Origin of the sequence: Sphaerospermopsis sp. LEGE 00249, from assembly GCF_014299995.1 — a bacterium.
In the GTDB taxonomy this organism is placed as follows: domain Bacteria; phylum Cyanobacteriota; class Cyanobacteriia; order Cyanobacteriales; family Nostocaceae; genus Sphaerospermopsis; species Sphaerospermopsis kisseleviana.
Map to the genome: position 1 here is coordinate 163,447 of NZ_JACJUZ010000001.1, position 17,528 is coordinate 180,974.

Consider the following 17,528-nt stretch of genomic DNA (forward strand, 5'->3'; position numbering starts at 1 on the left):
CCTACATTATATGATACTAAAATTCACCAGCTAATGCAGGAACACAGCGTTCACAAAGTAAAGGATGTGCTTCGGATTCTCCTACATGAGTAGAATAATTCCAACAGCGATCGCATTTCTCACCATCTGCATTTACTACCCCAATAGTCCAATCTTCTGTGGTTGCTGTATATTTAACATCAGCAATTTTGGCAGGATCATCTACTATTTCCACCTGAGATGCTAATAATAAATATCGCAACTCATCCACACCATTACCCTTTTCAGTATTGAACCCTTCGATAGCTTCACATAACTGTTTGTGAGGGATATGTAATAACACCTTTGCTTCCAAAGATGAACCAATCATTTTTTCTATCCGTGCTTGTTCCATCACCTTATTAACATCGGTGCGGAGTGTACGCAGCGTATCCCAAAATTCTGCTAATTCTCCATTGTCCCATTCATCCTTAACCTGAATCCAACCAGCTTCAAACACTGATTTATAAGGAGTTTGATAGGGGATAAATTGCCAGATATCTTCCGCAGTATGACACAAAACAGGTGCGATCGCTCTGGCTAAATTTTCCAATGCAATTTGCAAAACTGTTTGACAACTGCGACGACGGAAACTATCAGCAGCACTGATATATAATCTATCCTTCGCAATGTCTAAATAAAAATTAGACAAATCCACAACACAGAAATTCTGTACAGTTTGGAAAAAGCGGAAAAATTGGAAGTTATCAAAAGCAGTTGTCACCTCATTAAATACCTCACGGATACGGTGCAACATATACCGATCCAAATCAGGTAATTCTTCAAAATCAACCGCATCTTTTTGAGGATCAAAATCATGCAAACTACCCAACAAAAACCGTGCAGTATTGCGGATTTTATTTCTCACATCAGCTAATTGTTTAATGATGTTACCACCCAAACGCACATCACCAGAATAATCAACTGAAGACACCCACAACCGCAAAACATCTGCACCATAAGCGGGTTCTTTTTTCTGATCCTTTCCCCCATTAATAATGATTTGTGGATCAACCACATTACCCACAGATTTACTCATTTTCCGGCCTTGTTCATCTAACACAAAACCATGAGTTAAAACTGTTTTATAAGGTGCAATTCCATTTACCGCAACACTGGTTAACAGCGAAGATTGAAACCATCCCCGATGTTGATCAGAACCTTCCAAATACATATCCACCGGATAACCTAATTCTGGTCTTTGCTTCGCCACAGCCGCCCAAGACGAACCAGAATCAAACCACACATCCATCGTATCTGTACCCCGGCGGTACTTGCGCCCATTACTGCGGTAAGGTTCGGGTAACAACTCCTCAACAGACAACTCCCACCAAGCATCAGAACCCTTCTCTGCAATGATAGCTTGGATGTGGTTAATGGTATCTGCATTCAGCAACGCTTCCCCAGTTTCCTCATCATAGAACACAGGAATGGGAACACCCCAGGAACGCTGACGAGAGATACACCAGTCAGAACGTTCTGCAACCATCGGTGTAATTCTATTCTCACCTTGTGCGGGAATCCAACGCACAGATGCGATCGCCTTTAAAGCATCTTCCCTAAATCCTGCCACAGAAGCAAACCATTGTTCAGTAGCGCGGAAAATCGTCGGTTTCTTGGTTCTCCAATCATAAGGATATTTATGAGAGTATGCTTCCTCTTTCAACAAAGAACCCGCTTCTGTCAGCGCGTCAATAATTGCTTGATTACCATCACCCAACACATTCAAGCCAGCAAACTTACCAGCCTCATCCGTGAAATTACCATTATCATCCACCGGTGCAAGAATCGGCAGACCATAACGCTGACCCACAATGTAATCTTCTTGACCATGACCAGGGGCAGTATGCACCAAACCAGTACCAGAATCAGTAGTGATATAATCACCACCAACCACCACCGGACTTTCACGGTCAAAAAGCGGATGACGATAAGTGCAGTGTTCCAAATCCTGACCCGCAAAAGTCGCCTTCACAGTCAACTCAACATCCAAAGTTGCAGTCAACCTTTCTACCAACTCCGCCGCCACGATCAGATACTTGCATCCTCTCTGCGCCTCTGCGTCTCTGCGTGCCACCTCAACAACCGCATAATTCAACGCCCCATTCACAGCCACCGCCAAATTACCCGGTATCGTCCAGGGAGTAGTTGTCCACACAGCTACGCCCAAATCAGGCAAGAACGGCTCTAAAACAGATTTTAGCTTTTCGGACACCTTCACCACCGGGAAAGCGGCGTAAATACTCCGAGAAACGTGACCTTCAGGATATTCTAACTCAGCTTCTGCTAAAGCGGTTTTAGAGCTAGGACTCCAGTGTACAGGCTTTAAACCACGATAGATATATCCTTTTAAGTACATTGCCCCAAAAACGCCAATTTGCGCGGCTTCGTATTCTGGTTTTAAGGTCAGATAAGGATTATCCCAATCACCCCACACCCCATAGCGTTTAAAGCTTTCTCTTTGTTCATCTACGGTTTTAAGGGCGAACCCTTTCGCTTTTTGGCGCAATTGTAAAGGTGTAAGATTTTGTCGTTCTGCTGATTTCATGTTTTGCAGAACTTTTAACTCAATCGGCAATCCGTGACAATCCCAGCCAGCGACGTAACGAATTTTACGACCTTGCAGGAGGTGGTAACGGTTAATAATATCTTTGAGAATCTTATTTAAAGCATGACCAATATGCAACTGACCGTTAGCATAGGGCGGTCCGTCGTGCAGTATAAATACTTCGCCTGGGTTTTCTTGGGAGAGGCGAGAATAAATGTTGTTTTCTTCCCAGAATTTTTGGATTTCGGGTTCGCGCTTGATTGCGTTTGCCCGCATATCAAAGTTAGTCTTGGGGAGGTTAACGGTATCTTTGTATTGTCCGGGTTCAGTCACAGTTTCATGCCTAAGATATGTTTGCAGTTATTTGATCAATTATAAGAGATAGGCATGAAAACCAAGATTTCCCCTTTAGTCGTAGGTTGGGTTGAGGTACGAAACCCAACAGCAGTTATGGGTATTTTGGAATCATGTTGGGTTTCACTTCGTTCAACCCAACCTACGGAACTAATCTTGAATAAAGATTTAGAACAGTTAAAAGATATATGGACAAACTTATAAATCTATTGGGTTGAGAAAGCCCAACAGCATACAAGACTATTATATTTGGCTTAATTTATGTTGATGAATTGCTACGAAAATAACCACCTCCTTGTTCAGAAGTTAGGTTTTCAGAAGTATTACCATCTCCATCCCGCCAGTAACCTTCAATATAAGTCCCATTTCGTTCATATCCACTTACCCAATGCGGCTGTACATAATCAACATCATTAGTAAAATTGGAAACTTCTTCTAAAGCATTTACTTCTGAAACATCTTCATAAAGAACAACATCCATCTCACTCATATCAGATGGATTATCAAATATTTCTGCTTCCATAACCAGAGATTCATTAATAATTTCAACATCAGGAATGATTGTATCACCTAAAATCAATATATCACCTATACCAACAGCTAAAGTGCCAACAGCAATAACCTTGGCGACTTTTTTAGCACCTCTTCCTGCCATTTCTAAGTCATTATTAGCAAGTCCATTGAAAACTTCACCTACGCTGGTAGCAGTGTATCCCAAAGTTCTTCCCACGCCAATAGCTGTAGACTTAACTGCATTTTCAACATCAGAAAATCCACTTGCAATTTTTCGTTCATCGTCAGTAGCAACTCCGTGAACTGCTGTAACTACACCATCAGCTAAAGTAGCTAATGTTTCTGTGGATGCAACAGTTGATTGATATACACCTTGTCCGACTTCTTTGATAAAGTTGCTGTCCAAGTAATTTCCCACCACTTCTATTCCACCACCAACAGTGCTACCAATAATTTTACCAGCAATATTACCAAAAGTTTTTAAGAATCCCATATTTTTTAATACACTCATTAATTTAAGTATCAATTAATTTAAACCCTTGCGTCAACAGTAAAATCACTTATTTGAATTTTTAATTTATTACTAACATAATTTTTCTAATTAGTGCCTGAAATAGTTACAAAATGATATTATCGAAATAATACTTACTATTCATGGTTCAGCAGATTTATGATGAATAAACTTTTATTATCTACTTCCGTAATTACTACATTTGTTTTGTTGACTACAACTTCTGCTAAAGCTGAAAGGTTATTTATATATTCTCCTGGTGATAATCAATTTCTTGGCGATGTAGGGTATAATGGTAGCTTATGTAATGAAAATGAAAGGGATTGTATTTTTAATCCTGTTGGAATTTATGGTTCTGAGGTTGGTCGTTTCAGCATCTTTAATGATGTTAGTCATTACGGCTCTAGCGTTGGACGTTATAGTGTTTGTAATCAGATTATTAGACAAAAAGATGCACCAGTTTTAATCATGGAATTAGGCAATAAATGGGAAATGATTGATGTCCTAAATATTCGTTATCAACAGCAAACAGAAATTGGGCGCAGATTAGTTTTTGGAGCTTGTAGGGATAATTAATTGATAGAGAAATTAATTGATGAGATAACCCAACACCACCAATTGGTATTATAATGTTGGGTTTCATTTCATTCAACCCAACCTACAAATATTGGAAGTTATAGAAAATGACTAAAAATACACCCCAATTACTAGACATAGTAGCACTTACAGTTGATTTACCTGAATATAAATTGTTGCGTGGTCAAGTTGGTACAATAGTTGAACTATTAGCCGATAGTGCTGCTTTTGAAGTATAATTTAGTGATAGTAATGGACAAACATATCAATCTGTTGGGTTGCGTCCAGAGCAAATCATGGTTTTACATCTTGATCCAGCACCACCTAATTTAGTACCGGAAATGGTTACAGCATAAGTAATTGTAGGTTGGGTTGAGGTACTAAACCCAACACTTCACATTTATATTTTGATTAAGTGATATGAGTAAAGACAACATACTAAAAACTTTTTTAGATGAATTGTTTCTGCAAAGAGAGGCTTTAAGTACACTATTTACTAATTCAACAGCTTCCGAAAATTCTGCGTATTTTTTCTCGGAAATGGCAAGCGGAACTGACCCTTTTAATGATAGTTATCCAGGTCCACCATTATGGGATACAGATTGGGATGATATGAAAATTATGTACCACTGGCAAAAATGGACGCGATTAAATCAAGTAAAAATTTATTCAAGGGATATTTATGCAGCATCATTATTTCTTGTACTTAATAACTGGATACAATCTCTCGGAGTTCAACTAGGAATTAATAACCAAGACGAACGCCTAAATGTTGGCGAAAATATTAGAAATGCAAAACTATCAAAACTTATATGGGCAACAGCAAATAATTTTCGTCATTATAATGAGTGGTCTTCTCCAACTAATCAGGCACAACGATCAATTGTTGTTCTATTAGATGCTGGCATTACTCCACCAATGAATATAATTCTTGCCGCAAAAGTTTTGTATGTTATTGGGGTCAACACATACGAGGAACTAGAAAAGAAGATTGTTGTTATAGGTGAAGAACTAAAAGATAAAGCAGCATAAATAATTCCGACAGCCTCCATTACTGGTTACGCCAGTAGTCGTAGGTTTGGTTGAGGAACGAAACCCAACACCTCACATTTATATAATGTTGGGTTTCATTTCATTCAACCCAACCTACATTTTTTGATTTCTCAGGTTTACAATAGACATCTCCGAAAATTAAATATGCATAACCTGAAACCCTTGGTAGGGACAATTCATGAATTGTCCCTACATCTTTTTCGGAGAAGTCTAATATATACAATATTTTTTATATAAAACCTTCAACATCTGGAATTATACCCTGACGTAACCATTCCATCATCAAATCAGGATGTATAATATGAAAAGCATGATTAGGTGTCGTATAAATCAGGTGTCTATCTGGTTGAATAATGCGCGTATCATTAGAAATGAAATCTTTAAAATTAACTGTTACTAAAATATTAGCCTTACCAGCTATAGCAGTTTCTAAAACATGGGCATCTTCTTGATCACTGATAGCAATTACACCCGTACCCCCTAAAGTTAATTGTGGAGAAAAATAAACTGGTCCGAGTTGGGTATAACTAACAATTGCCGATAGATAAGAATTAACTAATGTTGTGGTAATATTTAACTGTGACTCCAGGACCGAACGCAATCGGTTAATCATACCCCAAGATATAATTAACTGTACTAACCCTATTTCACAACGTCCTTGAGTTATTATTGTAACTAAACTTTGACTCGATGAATTTTTCTTTCCTTTCCTATCTGACAGTAAAGAGGCACACCAGATGTTAAGATCAAGACATAACCGTATTAAATTTTCTTGTTGCTGCATTTTCAAATAAGATTTAACTTGATAAAGTGAGTTATTAATGAATAATAGTTAAGTTTATCTAATGTCTATCCTCTTTAATTTTAGAGGAAATACAATCTTTATTATACCATAAAATAAACAAGTAATTTATATGTCAGAACAACCGAGATTGACTCACAGTGAGCAAGAAAGCAAAAGTATGATCATTGATTTGTCTAAAATCGCAGAAAAAACACAAATACAGAATATTCATCTAGCCTTAAAATTTTTAGCCTATCTCCCAACAGAAGCTTATACAGCATTGCAAAATATAGAAGAAATAGCTTCATCTGAAGATTGGCAAAAACTCAGTTATCTAATAGCACGTACTTTAGTAGATGCACAATATGAAATTACTCATCGTCAAATTATAGAACATATAAAAGTGGATAATTTGGATGACATGGAATCTGATGATGATATTTTAGCTGCTGCTGTGAAAATTACGAGTTGTAGATTGGGTTAAGCGCAGCGTAACTCAACACCACATCTTGAATATTATTATCAATGTTGGGTTTCACTTCATTCAACCCAACCTACATTTTTTGATTTTCCAGGTTTACAGGTATTTAGATTTTCATGGTAATTTATTGCGATCAAAATACTTAAACCCGCCATAAGTCTCACACTAATAGATCAAGTGTTGAGATTAATGACGGGTTTCTCTATCGGCTTCAAGGTACTGGTAATAACTACAAAAAAACCTAAACCTTAACTGGCTGTTTGACGGTTTCTGTCGCCTGATAAGGATGAGAATTGTTAATAGGTTGTGGTCCTAAGAAAGCTTCCTTACCTGTAATCAATCGAGAACGACGATTACGAGTAATATAATTCCATGCCCACTGAATTACCACTACCATCTTAGTATCAAACTCAATTAAGAAATAGATGTGAATTACTAGCCAAAATACCCAAGCAATAAAACCTGTAAGTTTCAAAAAACCTAAATCTACTACCGCTCAATTTTGCCCAATCATTGCTAAACTACCAACATCGGTGTAATGAAATGGTGGCAAAGTATGACCTTAACTTCCGATCAATAGCGAACTGCTTGCAGCAGCGCTTCGCTATCGCCCAAAAATAATTAAAAAATCACGTTAAAATGCCCGAAACCCATACCTCATATTTGGTTGATCCTGGCGTAAGTCCTAAATTATAAGAGATGTTATGATTATGGGATGCGGTAGGTATACTAGAGTTTTAAGTTTCACGCAAAGGCGCAAAGCGCGATCGCAGCATCTTAAGTATAAACCTATGTTAAACTTTTAATTAAATTCATACGGAAATAAAACGCATTAATATCCGCTTTCCTAATTCAGTTAATATTTCTTGTTCCAAACGCATGGCTTCTGTTTTCCGCAAGAACATTTCAGATAATTCATGGGCGGAACTAAAATTCACAAGATTAGAAGCTAAAAATTGTCTTATGAATGGCTGTATATTATCCCAGTTTCTACTCAATATTTTATATGGTTCAAAAGGAGTTATCATTGCCATTGTCAGACTCATCATGTTATCAAACATTCCTTCTAATTTAGTAACCATTTCTTTAACCAGAACATAACGGAATGAATTTCCTTGATCAGAATATAAAAACTCTATCATTCGTTCTGATGCGATGTAGAGGTTAAAATCCTCAATTTGAGAAAAAGTGGTTAATAAATCTGACACTAGCTCCCATTGGATAGTTTCATTTTTCACACATAAATTTTTGAGAGCATCCCATAACACAGGCGATCGCTTGGTTAAAGTCCATTTAACAATATAAGGAAAGCCGACTTTGTAAGCTTGAAAATCGGGATTCAATTTGATAGCTACTCCTTCTATGGTGGCAAAGGCTCGAAAAACCAAAACGTAGAATTTAGGAATTTGCCAGGAATACTCGTAAACTAAGCTCAATAGTTTGTCAAAAATTTGCCTGAAGCCAAATTCCACAATAGTACTTTCCCGAACATTATTGCCAAATAGCTGACTCAGTCTAGGAATTAAAGGAGGTAAATCAGTTTCTGGAGGTAAAAATTCCAATGCAACCAGGTCTTCAGCCATGGATTGAAAATCACCAGATATAAAATGTAAGAAGAATATAATCAGCAAGTCACTTGTTTCTGGTTCAACTGCGCTCATCATGCCAAAGTCCAGAAAAGCTAGTTTTCCATCTGCGGTTACTAGCACATTTCCCGGATGAGGATCAGCATGAAAAAATCTACCTTCAAGGAGTTGTTGTAAAAAAAACTTAAATTCCAAAGACATCAAATCAGCAGGGTTTAATCCTTGATTGCAAAGCTCTTCAATTGAAGTGATTTTTACACCATTGACCCACTCCATTGTCAGAACTCGACTGGTGGTATACTTTGAGTAGATATACGGTATATAAATATGTGGTATGTTATTGTAAATTTCAGCAAATTTCTTTCCGTTTGCTCCTTCTTTTACATAGTCCATTTCCTTAAAAATAGAATTAGCCAGTTCATCAGTCAAGGCTCTAATATTTGTGTGGATGAATGGAACATTTTTTTGTACCCAACTTGCTAATTGCTGCAACAAGTAGATATCTAAAACCAGAATTTCGATGATTCCAGGACGTTGCACCTTGACAGCGACGATTTCACCTGTATGAAGTTTTCCCTTGTAAACCTGTCCTAAAGAAGCGGAAGCTACTGGATCGGGATTCAGTTCAGCATAGACTTGGTTATATGGAATTCCAAATTCTTCTTCTATAATATTATACGCTTCCTCATTTGCAAAGGGAGGCAATTGGTCTTGTAGATTAGCAAGTTCATCTACATAAATAGGTGGAATCAGATCAGGACGACAGGAAAGCAACTGTCCCAACTTGATGAATGTGGGACCCATATTAATCAGCTTTTCCACTAAAATCTTGGCTCGTAGCTGCTGGTTCTTGACCAAGCGTATAGTTAACCAGTCCCATAGCAGGAGTAATAGGAATGAGAAAGCAAAATTGAAAATAGCTAACCGACGCGCCCAAAGTTTCTTTGGCGATTGCTTCTGTTGGGACAGATCAGCAATATTATCTGGTAATTTTACTAATTCTACTGTATTATCTTTCATTTTTTTTAAGTATAGAATTCATATTTTTGAAATCATGCAAGGCAACAAATAATGCTATCCATGTTGGTGATTATCTATGTTGAGGGACAATTCATGAATTGTCCCTACATTTATTTTTCTAAATCTCCAAATCACCAATTTTTGTTGTGTGACAGATGAGGGTAGCGAATGCAGGTTTTAGTGTTGTCACCCATCACCTATCACCCACTATAATTGGACTTTTTGTCATCTTTTCTCTCTTCCAGTATCTCCTGCATAAAAGGACGTGCAAGATCCTTAATGGGACGAACCATCTGCTCCCAAAATTGTTTCTGATCCTGTAACAATTTGAGATAGACTTCGGGGCTATGGGGAAAAGGAAGGCTAAAAGGCAAAGAGAAAAGTCCAGACATAGAGACAGAGGCACTTTGACCTTCACCCATACCCATAATTGTAATAGCTTCGCCACCGTTACCATACTTGCCAAGGAAAAGATTCCCTACTTGTAGTCCTTCAGGAGCGATCGCAGAGACAGGAAATGGAGGATCGTAAGGATATGTGGGAACTATATCGAAAACATTTTCAATGCGATAAGCTAATTCTTTTCCTATTTGTTGGTTGTAGAAATCTATAAATTCTTGATTACCAATTTTCGGTGATGCGATTGCATAAACTTTGATCGCAAGTCCCCCAGATGCCACAGAGCCAAACCAACGGCGTAGCGATAAAGCCACACATTGGCTCAAGGCGGCACCCAAGCTGAAACCAGTTACCCATACCTCTATGGGTTTAGTTGGGGATGATACCCTAGATAAAATCTTCTCTTCCAAAAATTGAAAAATCTTTTCTAGTTCTTCATCGTCATCAATTTCATCGTCTTCAAGGACTTTCTCAATCAAATCTTGAGCTTTTTGGTTAAAATCTGCTCCCAGTATAATTCCTCCCGCATCAGCTACAGCAGTAATGCAAGCAAATTTTCTTAAAGGAGGCAACTGACGGATATGCCGGAAATCTGAGGGTTTTAGCTCACTCCTTATAGTCTTGAAAAAGTATTGAATTTCATCAGCCACCGATTCACAAGCTAGATGAACCCCTTGGACAATTTTTGCCCTTTGGACAGCCACAGCCCCATAATTAATCAGTTTCCAATCGAAATCAGAAATTATATTATCCAAGCTGACAACGCTACCTTTAGTACCAAGAGATGTGCCTCGCAAGGAAATGGCATACTGATTACCAATTTGAGTATTTTTGAGAATTAGTCCCCGAATATTTGTTTTGTCATTACGGATAGTGTGAACTAACTCCCATCCCTGATTTTTATAGATAGCCGTGTAAAATTTTTTTAGCTCTTCATCATTAACACTATGATCATCATACTCGAAAAAATCATATGCATATTGAGAAAGATTGGTCATCAGGATAGCTTCATCAAAACTAAATCCCTTACGAAGCTTCAATACTGGTTTGGATTCTTGTTGATTTTCTGAAATCACAGATGATTCAGTAGATGGTGCTGATGATTCTTGTTGATTTTCTGAAATCACAGATGATTCAGTAGATGGTGCTGATGATTCTTGTTGATTTTCTGAAATCACAGATGATTCAGTAGATGGTGCTGATGATTCTTGTTGATTTTCTGAAATCACAGATGATTCAGTAGATGGTGCTGATGATGATTCTTGTTTATTTTCAGGACTAGAGATCGGTTGGCAATAAATTCCCAAGCGCAGTAACAAACCCTGGGGACCACCATGAGAACCAAAGAAACCAATAATTTCTTGTCCTTCAGGAGCTTCTAAAACAAAAGGTTCGACCTCTGCTTTTCCACTACCTCCACCAAAAATTGGAGATTTAATGCCTTTTTTGGTTTCAAATTGGATGGTGATAATGTCGTGTTTGTGATATCCTGGTGCTGACCGTCCCCAAGTTCCAGTTAATTTGGTTAAATGATCTCCTGCTTCTATAGAGACTTCTTGTCTTTTACCACCACCAAGTCCAATTCTTGCTGAACGATAAGTTTCTACAGGAGTAGAAGCCATATTTTCATATTCTACTTGAAGTGTACCAATTGCCCAAGCCTCATTTATAATAACGCTTTTTAAGCGTGATTTTGGGGCTGTATTTTGAGGTAAAAATTCAAAATCTATTCCTGATATTGAACCACCTACTGCACCGACTTTGACCAAACTATTATCAGTGATAGGAACTTCTTCTTGCTCCCAAACAGCACCATTAATAGTACCATGATTAGCGTTGCTAGTTTTATCATTACTATCTCCATTCAAGGGATAATAACCTACTAATCCTGACTCATTTCCCCTCAAACGAGAGTTCATATTTTGCTGAATTTCTTCTGGAGTGCGGGCAATATTCCACAACCTAACTTCTGCGATTTTGCCTTTAAAGTAACCATCAAGTGACCAGTTACTTTTGGCTATATAGTTCAGCTTGCGGTCAATGTTATCTGGAAGATGAAATGGTTTAGTTTGCACTAATTGACCATTCTGATAAAGTTTAGCTTCCCCAGATTTGCTAATAGTAACAGCTATGTGTATCCACTTACCAATTTCTAAAGCATTGGGAATTTCAATAAAATCTATTCCCGCGCTGGAATACAGATGAAATCCTAGATTGTTAGATGTTCCTACATGACCCAAAACAATGTTGTTTTGTCCTTGTCCATTGCCAAAATCAATAATTCTTGACCAGGATTGTTGAAAGCTGCTGTACTGCACCCAAGCTTCCACTGTGAATCCCTGAGAATAATCATTGTTTGCTGCGGGTAAGGATACATAATCGTCTATCCCATCAAATAATGCCATGACGGTAATCCCCCTTATCGGTTGTATTACTTGTGCTAATGCTACACCTGAATAACATACAATCCCCAATACAGAACCACTGTTAGGAATATGTTCCCAATTACTGGTTAAGGTCTTTCTGGTATATAGTTGGTTGTTCATGCCTATACCGACTATTGTACCGTCTGGCATTACGGTAATACCTATTACAGAACCACTGTTAGCAATATGTTCCCAATTACTGGTTAAGGTCTTTCTGGTATATAGTTGATTATTCGTGCCAATACCAACTATTGTACCGTCTGACATTACGGTAATACCTATTACAGAACCACTGTTAGCAATATGTTCCCAATTACTGGTTAAGGTCTTTCTGGTATATAGTTGATTGTTCATGCCTATACCAACTATCGTACCGTCTGACATTACGGTAATACCTAAGACAGAACCACTGTTAGCAATATGTTCCCAATTACTGGTTAAGGTCTTTCTGGTATATAGTTGATTGTTCATGCCTATACCAACTATCGTACCGTCTGACATTACGGTAATACCTAAGACAGAACCACTATTAGGAATATGTTCCCAATTACTGGTTAAAGTTTTTCTGGTATATAGTTGATTGTTCATGCCAATACCTATCACACCAGGTATGGTTTTATCACTTGTAGAAATAATTTCTACTACCCATTCATTACCGATACCAGTATTCCAAGATGTAACGCCTTGTGCTGAGTCAGGACGATGTAAGTAATCTCCTTTCCAAGATTTGAGTTGAATTTTGTTCTCACCTATGAACTCAATTACCCATTCATTACCGATACCAGTATTCCAAGATGTAACGCCTTGTGCTGAGTCAGGACGATGTAAGTAATCTCCTTTCCAAGATTTGAGTTGAATTTTGTTCTCACCTATGAACTCAACTACCCATTCATTACCGATATCAGTATTCCAAGATGTAACGCCTTGTGCTGAGTCAGGACGATGTAAGTAATCTCCTTTCCAAGATTTGAGTTGAATTTTTGTTCCTGTAGCGATATTCGGATGTGCAGGAGGTTTAATAAATTCAGCAGTACCTATTAATCCTTGTCCACTACTATGAGCAAGAATGATTTGATTTAGTTGTGAATCAGTTTGTAAATCAGTAATGAAATTACCATTGTTTTGATAAAGAGTTTTGACTCCTGCAAAGAGAGGATGATTGGGATTATTAACTGCTATATTACCGCCAATTCCGTTGTACACTCCCTGGAATTTCAAACCAAAAGCAGCTAAAAAAGTATTCCAATTATTTGCTTCTACTTGCGCTCCTCCTTGACCTGTCCCAGCACAAAGGTAAACCTTACCTCCATTTTTCACATATTCAATTAAAACTTGGTTATTTACAATATCGCCACCAATAAAAATCCCGTCATATTTTTCCAGGGTTTCTAGGTTAATAGGAATATTCATTCCCTTAGTCCAAGTATGACCCGCTTTGGTCATTGTTTGTTCCAGAGATGCTCCTGTTAACCCAAAATTATTAGAAAGTACATGAAATTTGCCTTTATTATCGCCTACAAAATATTTGGCAATATTCAGAGCAAATGTAGCTGCATCAGGTGTAGTTTTGATTCCTGCATCACTTATAGTCCATTCGTCTGCATTAACGACAATTCGACCTAAAGATTTCAAAACTGCTGTAGTTTCTGGTTTAACTTCTGGTTTAACTTCTGGTTGACTCTTGGGTGCTAATGCTACACCTGAATAACATACAATCCCCAATACAGAACCACTGTTAGGAATATGTTCCCAATTACTGGTTAAGGTCTTTCTGGTATATAGTTGGTTGTTCATGCCTATACCGACTATTGTACCGTCTGGCATTACGGTAATACCTAAGACAGAACCACTGTTAGGAATATGTTCCCAATTACTGGTTAAGGTCTTTCTGGTATATAGTTGGTTGTTCATGCCTATACCGACTATTGTACCGTCTGGCATTACGGTAATACCTAAGACAGAACCACTGTTAGGAATATATTCCCAATTACTGGTTAAGGTCTTTCTGGTATATAGTTGGTTGTTCATGCCAATACCAACTATTGTACCGTCTGACATTACGGTAATACCTATTACAGAACCACTGTTAGGAATATATTCCCAATTACTGGTTAAGGTCTTTCTGGTATATAGTTGATTATTCGTGCCAATACCAACTATTGTACCGTCTGAGATTACGGTAATACCTATTACAGAACCACTGTTAGCAATATGTTCCCAATTACTGGTTAAGGTCTTTCTGGTATATAGTTGGTTGTTCATGCCTATACCTATCACACCAGGTATGGTTTTCTCACTTGTAGGTTGTATTACTTGTGCAACACCTTTTACCCTGATGGAATAAACGCGATTACTTGAGCCAGAAAAGGCTGTAGCATCAGCACCAGTGTTAGTGAAAAGAACTTTACTAGTTAAATTTCCCAAGTCCGAAGCTTCTTTATCTGTTGTGAAGTTGAAACTTACTGAACCTCCTCCAGGATAATAAATCCCAACAAAGTCACCTTGTTTAACTGTCATGGGTGTAGATAGGGAAAACTGGTTAAGTCCCACCACGGGAGTTTTCATATCACTCTTACCTACTACTGACCAAGAACTACCGTCTTTTCGGTAAATAATCAGTTGTAGAGGAGCTGTTGTATCTGCCCAAATTTCCCAGCCATTAATATCGCCATTAATATTAATGGGATTGTTAGTATCTACTAAATAAAAGTTCGTTCTTGTATCACAAACTCCACGGCTTTTCAGTTCATTTCCACCAGTTAAATCAGCGACAGGTATTTCTTCTTGCTCCCAAATAGCACCATTTATTGTGCCATGATTAGCGTTGCTGGTTTTGTCGTTAGCATCTCCATTCAAGGGATAATAACCTACTAATCCTGACTCATTTCCCCTCAAACGAGAGTTCATATTTTGCTGAATTTCTTCTGGAGTGCGGGCAATATTCCACAGCCTGACTTCTGTTATTTGACCTTCAAAGTAACCATCATTTGACCAGTTACTCTTTGCTATATAGTTCAGCTTGCGGTCAATGTTATCTGGAAGATGAAATGGTTTAGTTTGCACTAATTGACCATTCTGATAAAGTTTAGCTTCCCCAGATTTGCTAATAGTAACAGCTATGTGTATCCACTTACCAATTTCTAAAGCATTGGGAATTTCAATAAAATCTATTCCCGCGCTGGAATACAGATGAAATCCTAGATTGTTAGATGTTCCTACATGACCCAAAACAATGTTGTTTTGTCCTTGTCCATTGCCAAAATCAATAATTCTTGACCAGGATTGTTGAAAGCTGCTGTACTGCACCCAAGCTTCCACTGTGAATCCCTGAGAATAATCATTGTTTGCTGCGGGTAAGGATACATAATCGTCTATCCCATCAAATGATGCCATGACGGTAATCCCCCTTATCGGTTGTATTACTTGTGCTAATGCTACACCTGAATAACATACAATCCCCAATACAGAACCACTATTAGCAATATGTTCCCAATTACTGGTTAAGGTCTTTTTGGTATATAGTTGATTGTTCATGCCTATACCAACTATTGTACCGTCTGCCATGACGGTAATACCCAATACAGAACCACTATTAGCAATATGTTCCCAATTACTGGTTAAGGTCTTTTTGGTATATAGTTGGTTGCTCATGCCTATACCGACTATTGTACCGTCTGCCATGACGCTTAATCACAAGTGTTGAATCCTGCAATAAACCTTTAGAATCTTTTCGTTTTACCCAGGTAAAATCCATTGTCTATTGAGAATAGAGTCATTAATTGCTCAAATTTGGTATCACCAATACCAATGCACAACTTGGACAAAATCCTCAAAATCTTAACATTCAACACTTCTGGTATAATGACTATATCTTTTGGCAATTGATAATTGAGAGAGGAAGAGGAATTAGAGCAAATTTTTTATCCAATTCCTCATTTCTAATCTCTTTTACTTGACGATAGTTATATCTTCCTGATGATCAACTTTGTTGGAATTTCCATCTTGTTTCTTGTCATCATCCAGCAATTCAATCATAAAAGGACGTGCAATATCCTTAACGGGACGAACTAACTGATTCCAAAATTGCTTCTGATCTGTCAATAATTGAATATAAGTTTCTGGGCTATGGGGAAAAGGAACACTAAAGGGGATACTAAAAAGTCCACCAAAGGATATGGATCCGCTTTGACCACCAAATCCAGTGACTGTAATTGCTTCACCACCGTTAGCAAACTTACCCAGGAACACATTACCGACCTGGAATCCTTCAGGAGCGATCGCAGAAATTGGGAAAGGTGGATCTAGAGGGATAGTCGGAATAGCATCCAAGGTATTTTCGATGCGATAGCTTAGTTCTGATCCGATTTGTTTGTTGTAGAAATCGACAAAATCTTGATTACCAATTTTACAAGCAGCAATGGCATAAACTTTGATTTGTAGTCCTCCAGAAGAAACAGAACCAAACCAGCGTCTTAAAGCAAGACCAGCGAGTTGGCACACAGATCCACCTAAACTATGGCCTGTTGACCAAATTTCTATAGGTTCATTCAATGGTGTTAGTTTAGACAAAAGCTCTTCTTCTAGAAAAGACAAAACTTTTTGCAGTTCTTCGTCATCATCAATTTCACCATCGGCAAAAATTTGCTGAACCAAATCTTGAGCTTGTTCCTCAAACTCCGTACCCAGTCGAATTGACCCAGCATCTGCCAAAGCAGTGAGACAAGCAAATTTTCGCAGGGGAGGTAAATTATAGAGACGGCGGAAATCGGAGGGTTTTAACTCGCCTCTTAAAGTCTTGAAGAAGAATTGAACCTCATCAGCAACCGACTCAAACGCCAAATGAAATCCCCGTACTACTTTCGCTTGTCGGGTAGCCAAATTACCATAATCAACGAGTTTCCAATCTATATCAGAAACTACGTTATCCAAGTTAATGGAACCGTCACTCATACCTGCAGAACCCCGCCAGGCAATGGCATACTGCTGATTATTTGAGGATTGAGTATTTTTGAGCACTAGTGCGCGAATATTAGTGTCATCATTACGCACACAGTGAACTAGCTCCCATCCTTGATTTCTATAAAGAGCCTTGTACACCGTCTTGATTTCTACATCATCAACACTACCATCATCATACTGGAAAACATCGTAGGCATACTTAGAAAAATTTGTCATTAAAATGGCTTCATCAAAACTAAAGCCTCTACGCAACTTCATGGATGTAGTCATGGTCAAATCTCCATAATTTTGTGAACATGA

Annotated in this window: 9 protein-coding genes and 2 pseudogenes; 4 read left to right on the plus strand and 7 right to left on the minus strand. The window is 38.0% G+C overall.

Going from position 1 to position 17,528, the window contains the following annotated elements:
* Window positions 1-16 precede the first annotated feature (16 nt).
* Window positions 17-2,899: an isoleucine--tRNA ligase gene (gene ileS, locus H5968_RS00780; RefSeq protein WP_187038405.1), complete on the minus strand. Its 2,883-nt coding sequence runs from the start codon at window positions 2,897-2,899 to the stop codon at window positions 17-19.
* 280 nt (window positions 2,900-3,179) lie between these two features.
* The gene (locus H5968_RS00785; RefSeq protein ID WP_187038406.1) at window positions 3,180-3,926 is read right to left on the minus strand and encodes a hypothetical protein; all 747 of its coding nucleotides are present in this window, start codon (window positions 3,924-3,926) and stop codon (window positions 3,180-3,182) included.
* Between the two features lie 177 nt (window positions 3,927-4,103).
* Here H5968_RS00785 and H5968_RS00790 point away from each other — a divergent pair, with 177 nt between their 5' ends.
* The 3 genes and pseudogenes from H5968_RS00790 to H5968_RS00800 all read left to right on the plus strand — a co-directional run bounded on the left by H5968_RS00790 (window position 4,104) and on the right by H5968_RS00800 (window position 5,552).
* Window positions 4,104-4,520, plus strand: coding sequence for a hypothetical protein (locus tag H5968_RS00790; protein WP_187038407.1), 417 nt, complete (start codon window positions 4,104-4,106; stop codon window positions 4,518-4,520).
* Window positions 4,521-4,627: 107 nt separating this feature from the next.
* A pseudogene (locus H5968_RS00795) lies at window positions 4,628-4,876 on the plus strand (DUF4926 domain-containing protein).
* 64 nt (window positions 4,877-4,940) lie between these two features.
* On the plus strand, window positions 4,941-5,552 hold the full coding sequence (locus H5968_RS00800) for a hypothetical protein (RefSeq protein ID WP_096568101.1): 612 nt from the start codon (window positions 4,941-4,943) through the stop codon (window positions 5,550-5,552).
* 250 nt (window positions 5,553-5,802) lie between these two features.
* Here the strand turns inward: H5968_RS00800 and H5968_RS00805 are convergent, their stop codons facing one another.
* Window positions 5,803-6,357 carry a PIN domain-containing protein gene (locus H5968_RS00805; RefSeq protein WP_187038408.1) on the minus strand — a complete coding sequence of 185 codons (555 nt, stop codon included), beginning with the start codon at window positions 6,355-6,357 and terminating at the stop codon, window positions 5,803-5,805.
* 130 nt (window positions 6,358-6,487) lie between these two features.
* Here H5968_RS00805 and H5968_RS00810 point away from each other — a divergent pair, with 130 nt between their 5' ends.
* Window positions 6,488-6,841 carry a hypothetical protein gene (locus H5968_RS00810; protein WP_187038409.1) on the plus strand — a complete coding sequence of 118 codons (354 nt, stop codon included), beginning with the start codon at window positions 6,488-6,490 and terminating at the stop codon, window positions 6,839-6,841.
* Between the two features lie 238 nt (window positions 6,842-7,079).
* Here the strand turns inward: H5968_RS00810 and H5968_RS00815 are convergent.
* The 4 genes and pseudogenes from H5968_RS00815 to H5968_RS00840 all read right to left on the minus strand — a co-directional run.
* Window positions 7,080-7,400 (minus strand): annotated as a pseudogene (locus H5968_RS00815) (NAD(P)/FAD-dependent oxidoreductase); the annotation flags it as partial.
* A 250-nt stretch (window positions 7,401-7,650) separates the two neighbouring features.
* A complete protein-coding gene (locus H5968_RS00820; RefSeq protein ID WP_187038410.1) occupies window positions 7,651-9,444 on the minus strand; it encodes an AarF/ABC1/UbiB kinase family protein in 1,794 nt (597 codons plus the stop codon).
* Window positions 9,445-9,644: 200 nt separating this feature from the next.
* Window positions 9,645-15,950 (minus strand): LamG-like jellyroll fold domain-containing protein, encoded by a 6,306-nt coding sequence (locus H5968_RS25010; protein ID WP_222620510.1) that lies wholly within the window; start codon window positions 15,948-15,950, stop codon window positions 9,645-9,647.
* A 267-nt stretch (window positions 15,951-16,217) separates the two neighbouring features.
* Complete coding sequence (locus tag H5968_RS00840) at window positions 16,218-17,498, minus strand: hypothetical protein (RefSeq protein WP_187038411.1); 1,281 nt, start codon at window positions 17,496-17,498, stop codon at window positions 16,218-16,220.
* Window positions 17,499-17,528: the final 30 nt, after the last annotated feature.

Bases quoted from the DNA above. Each gene is read 5' to 3' on its own strand.
- H5968_RS00810 (WP_187038409.1), top strand. From the start codon at position 6,488: ATGTCAGAACAACCGAGATTGACTCACAGTGAGCAAGAAAGCAAAAGT.
- H5968_RS00840 (WP_187038411.1), bottom strand. From the start codon at position 17,498: ATGACTACATCCATGAAGTTGCGTAGAGGCTTTAGTTTTGATGAAGCC.
- H5968_RS00820 (WP_187038410.1), bottom strand. From the start codon at position 9,444: ATGAAAGATAATACAGTAGAATTAGTAAAATTACCAGATAATATTGCT.
- H5968_RS00785 (WP_187038406.1), bottom strand. From the start codon at position 3,926: ATGGGATTCTTAAAAACTTTTGGTAATATTGCTGGTAAAATTATTGGT.
- H5968_RS00800 (WP_096568101.1), top strand. From the start codon at position 4,941: ATGAGTAAAGACAACATACTAAAAACTTTTTTAGATGAATTGTTTCTG.
- H5968_RS00805 (WP_187038408.1), bottom strand. From the start codon at position 6,357: ATGCAGCAACAAGAAAATTTAATACGGTTATGTCTTGATCTTAACATC.
- H5968_RS00790 (WP_187038407.1), top strand. From the start codon at position 4,104: ATGATGAATAAACTTTTATTATCTACTTCCGTAATTACTACATTTGTT.
- H5968_RS25010 (WP_222620510.1), bottom strand. From the start codon at position 15,950: ATGGCAGACGGTACAATAGTCGGTATAGGCATGAGCAACCAACTATAT.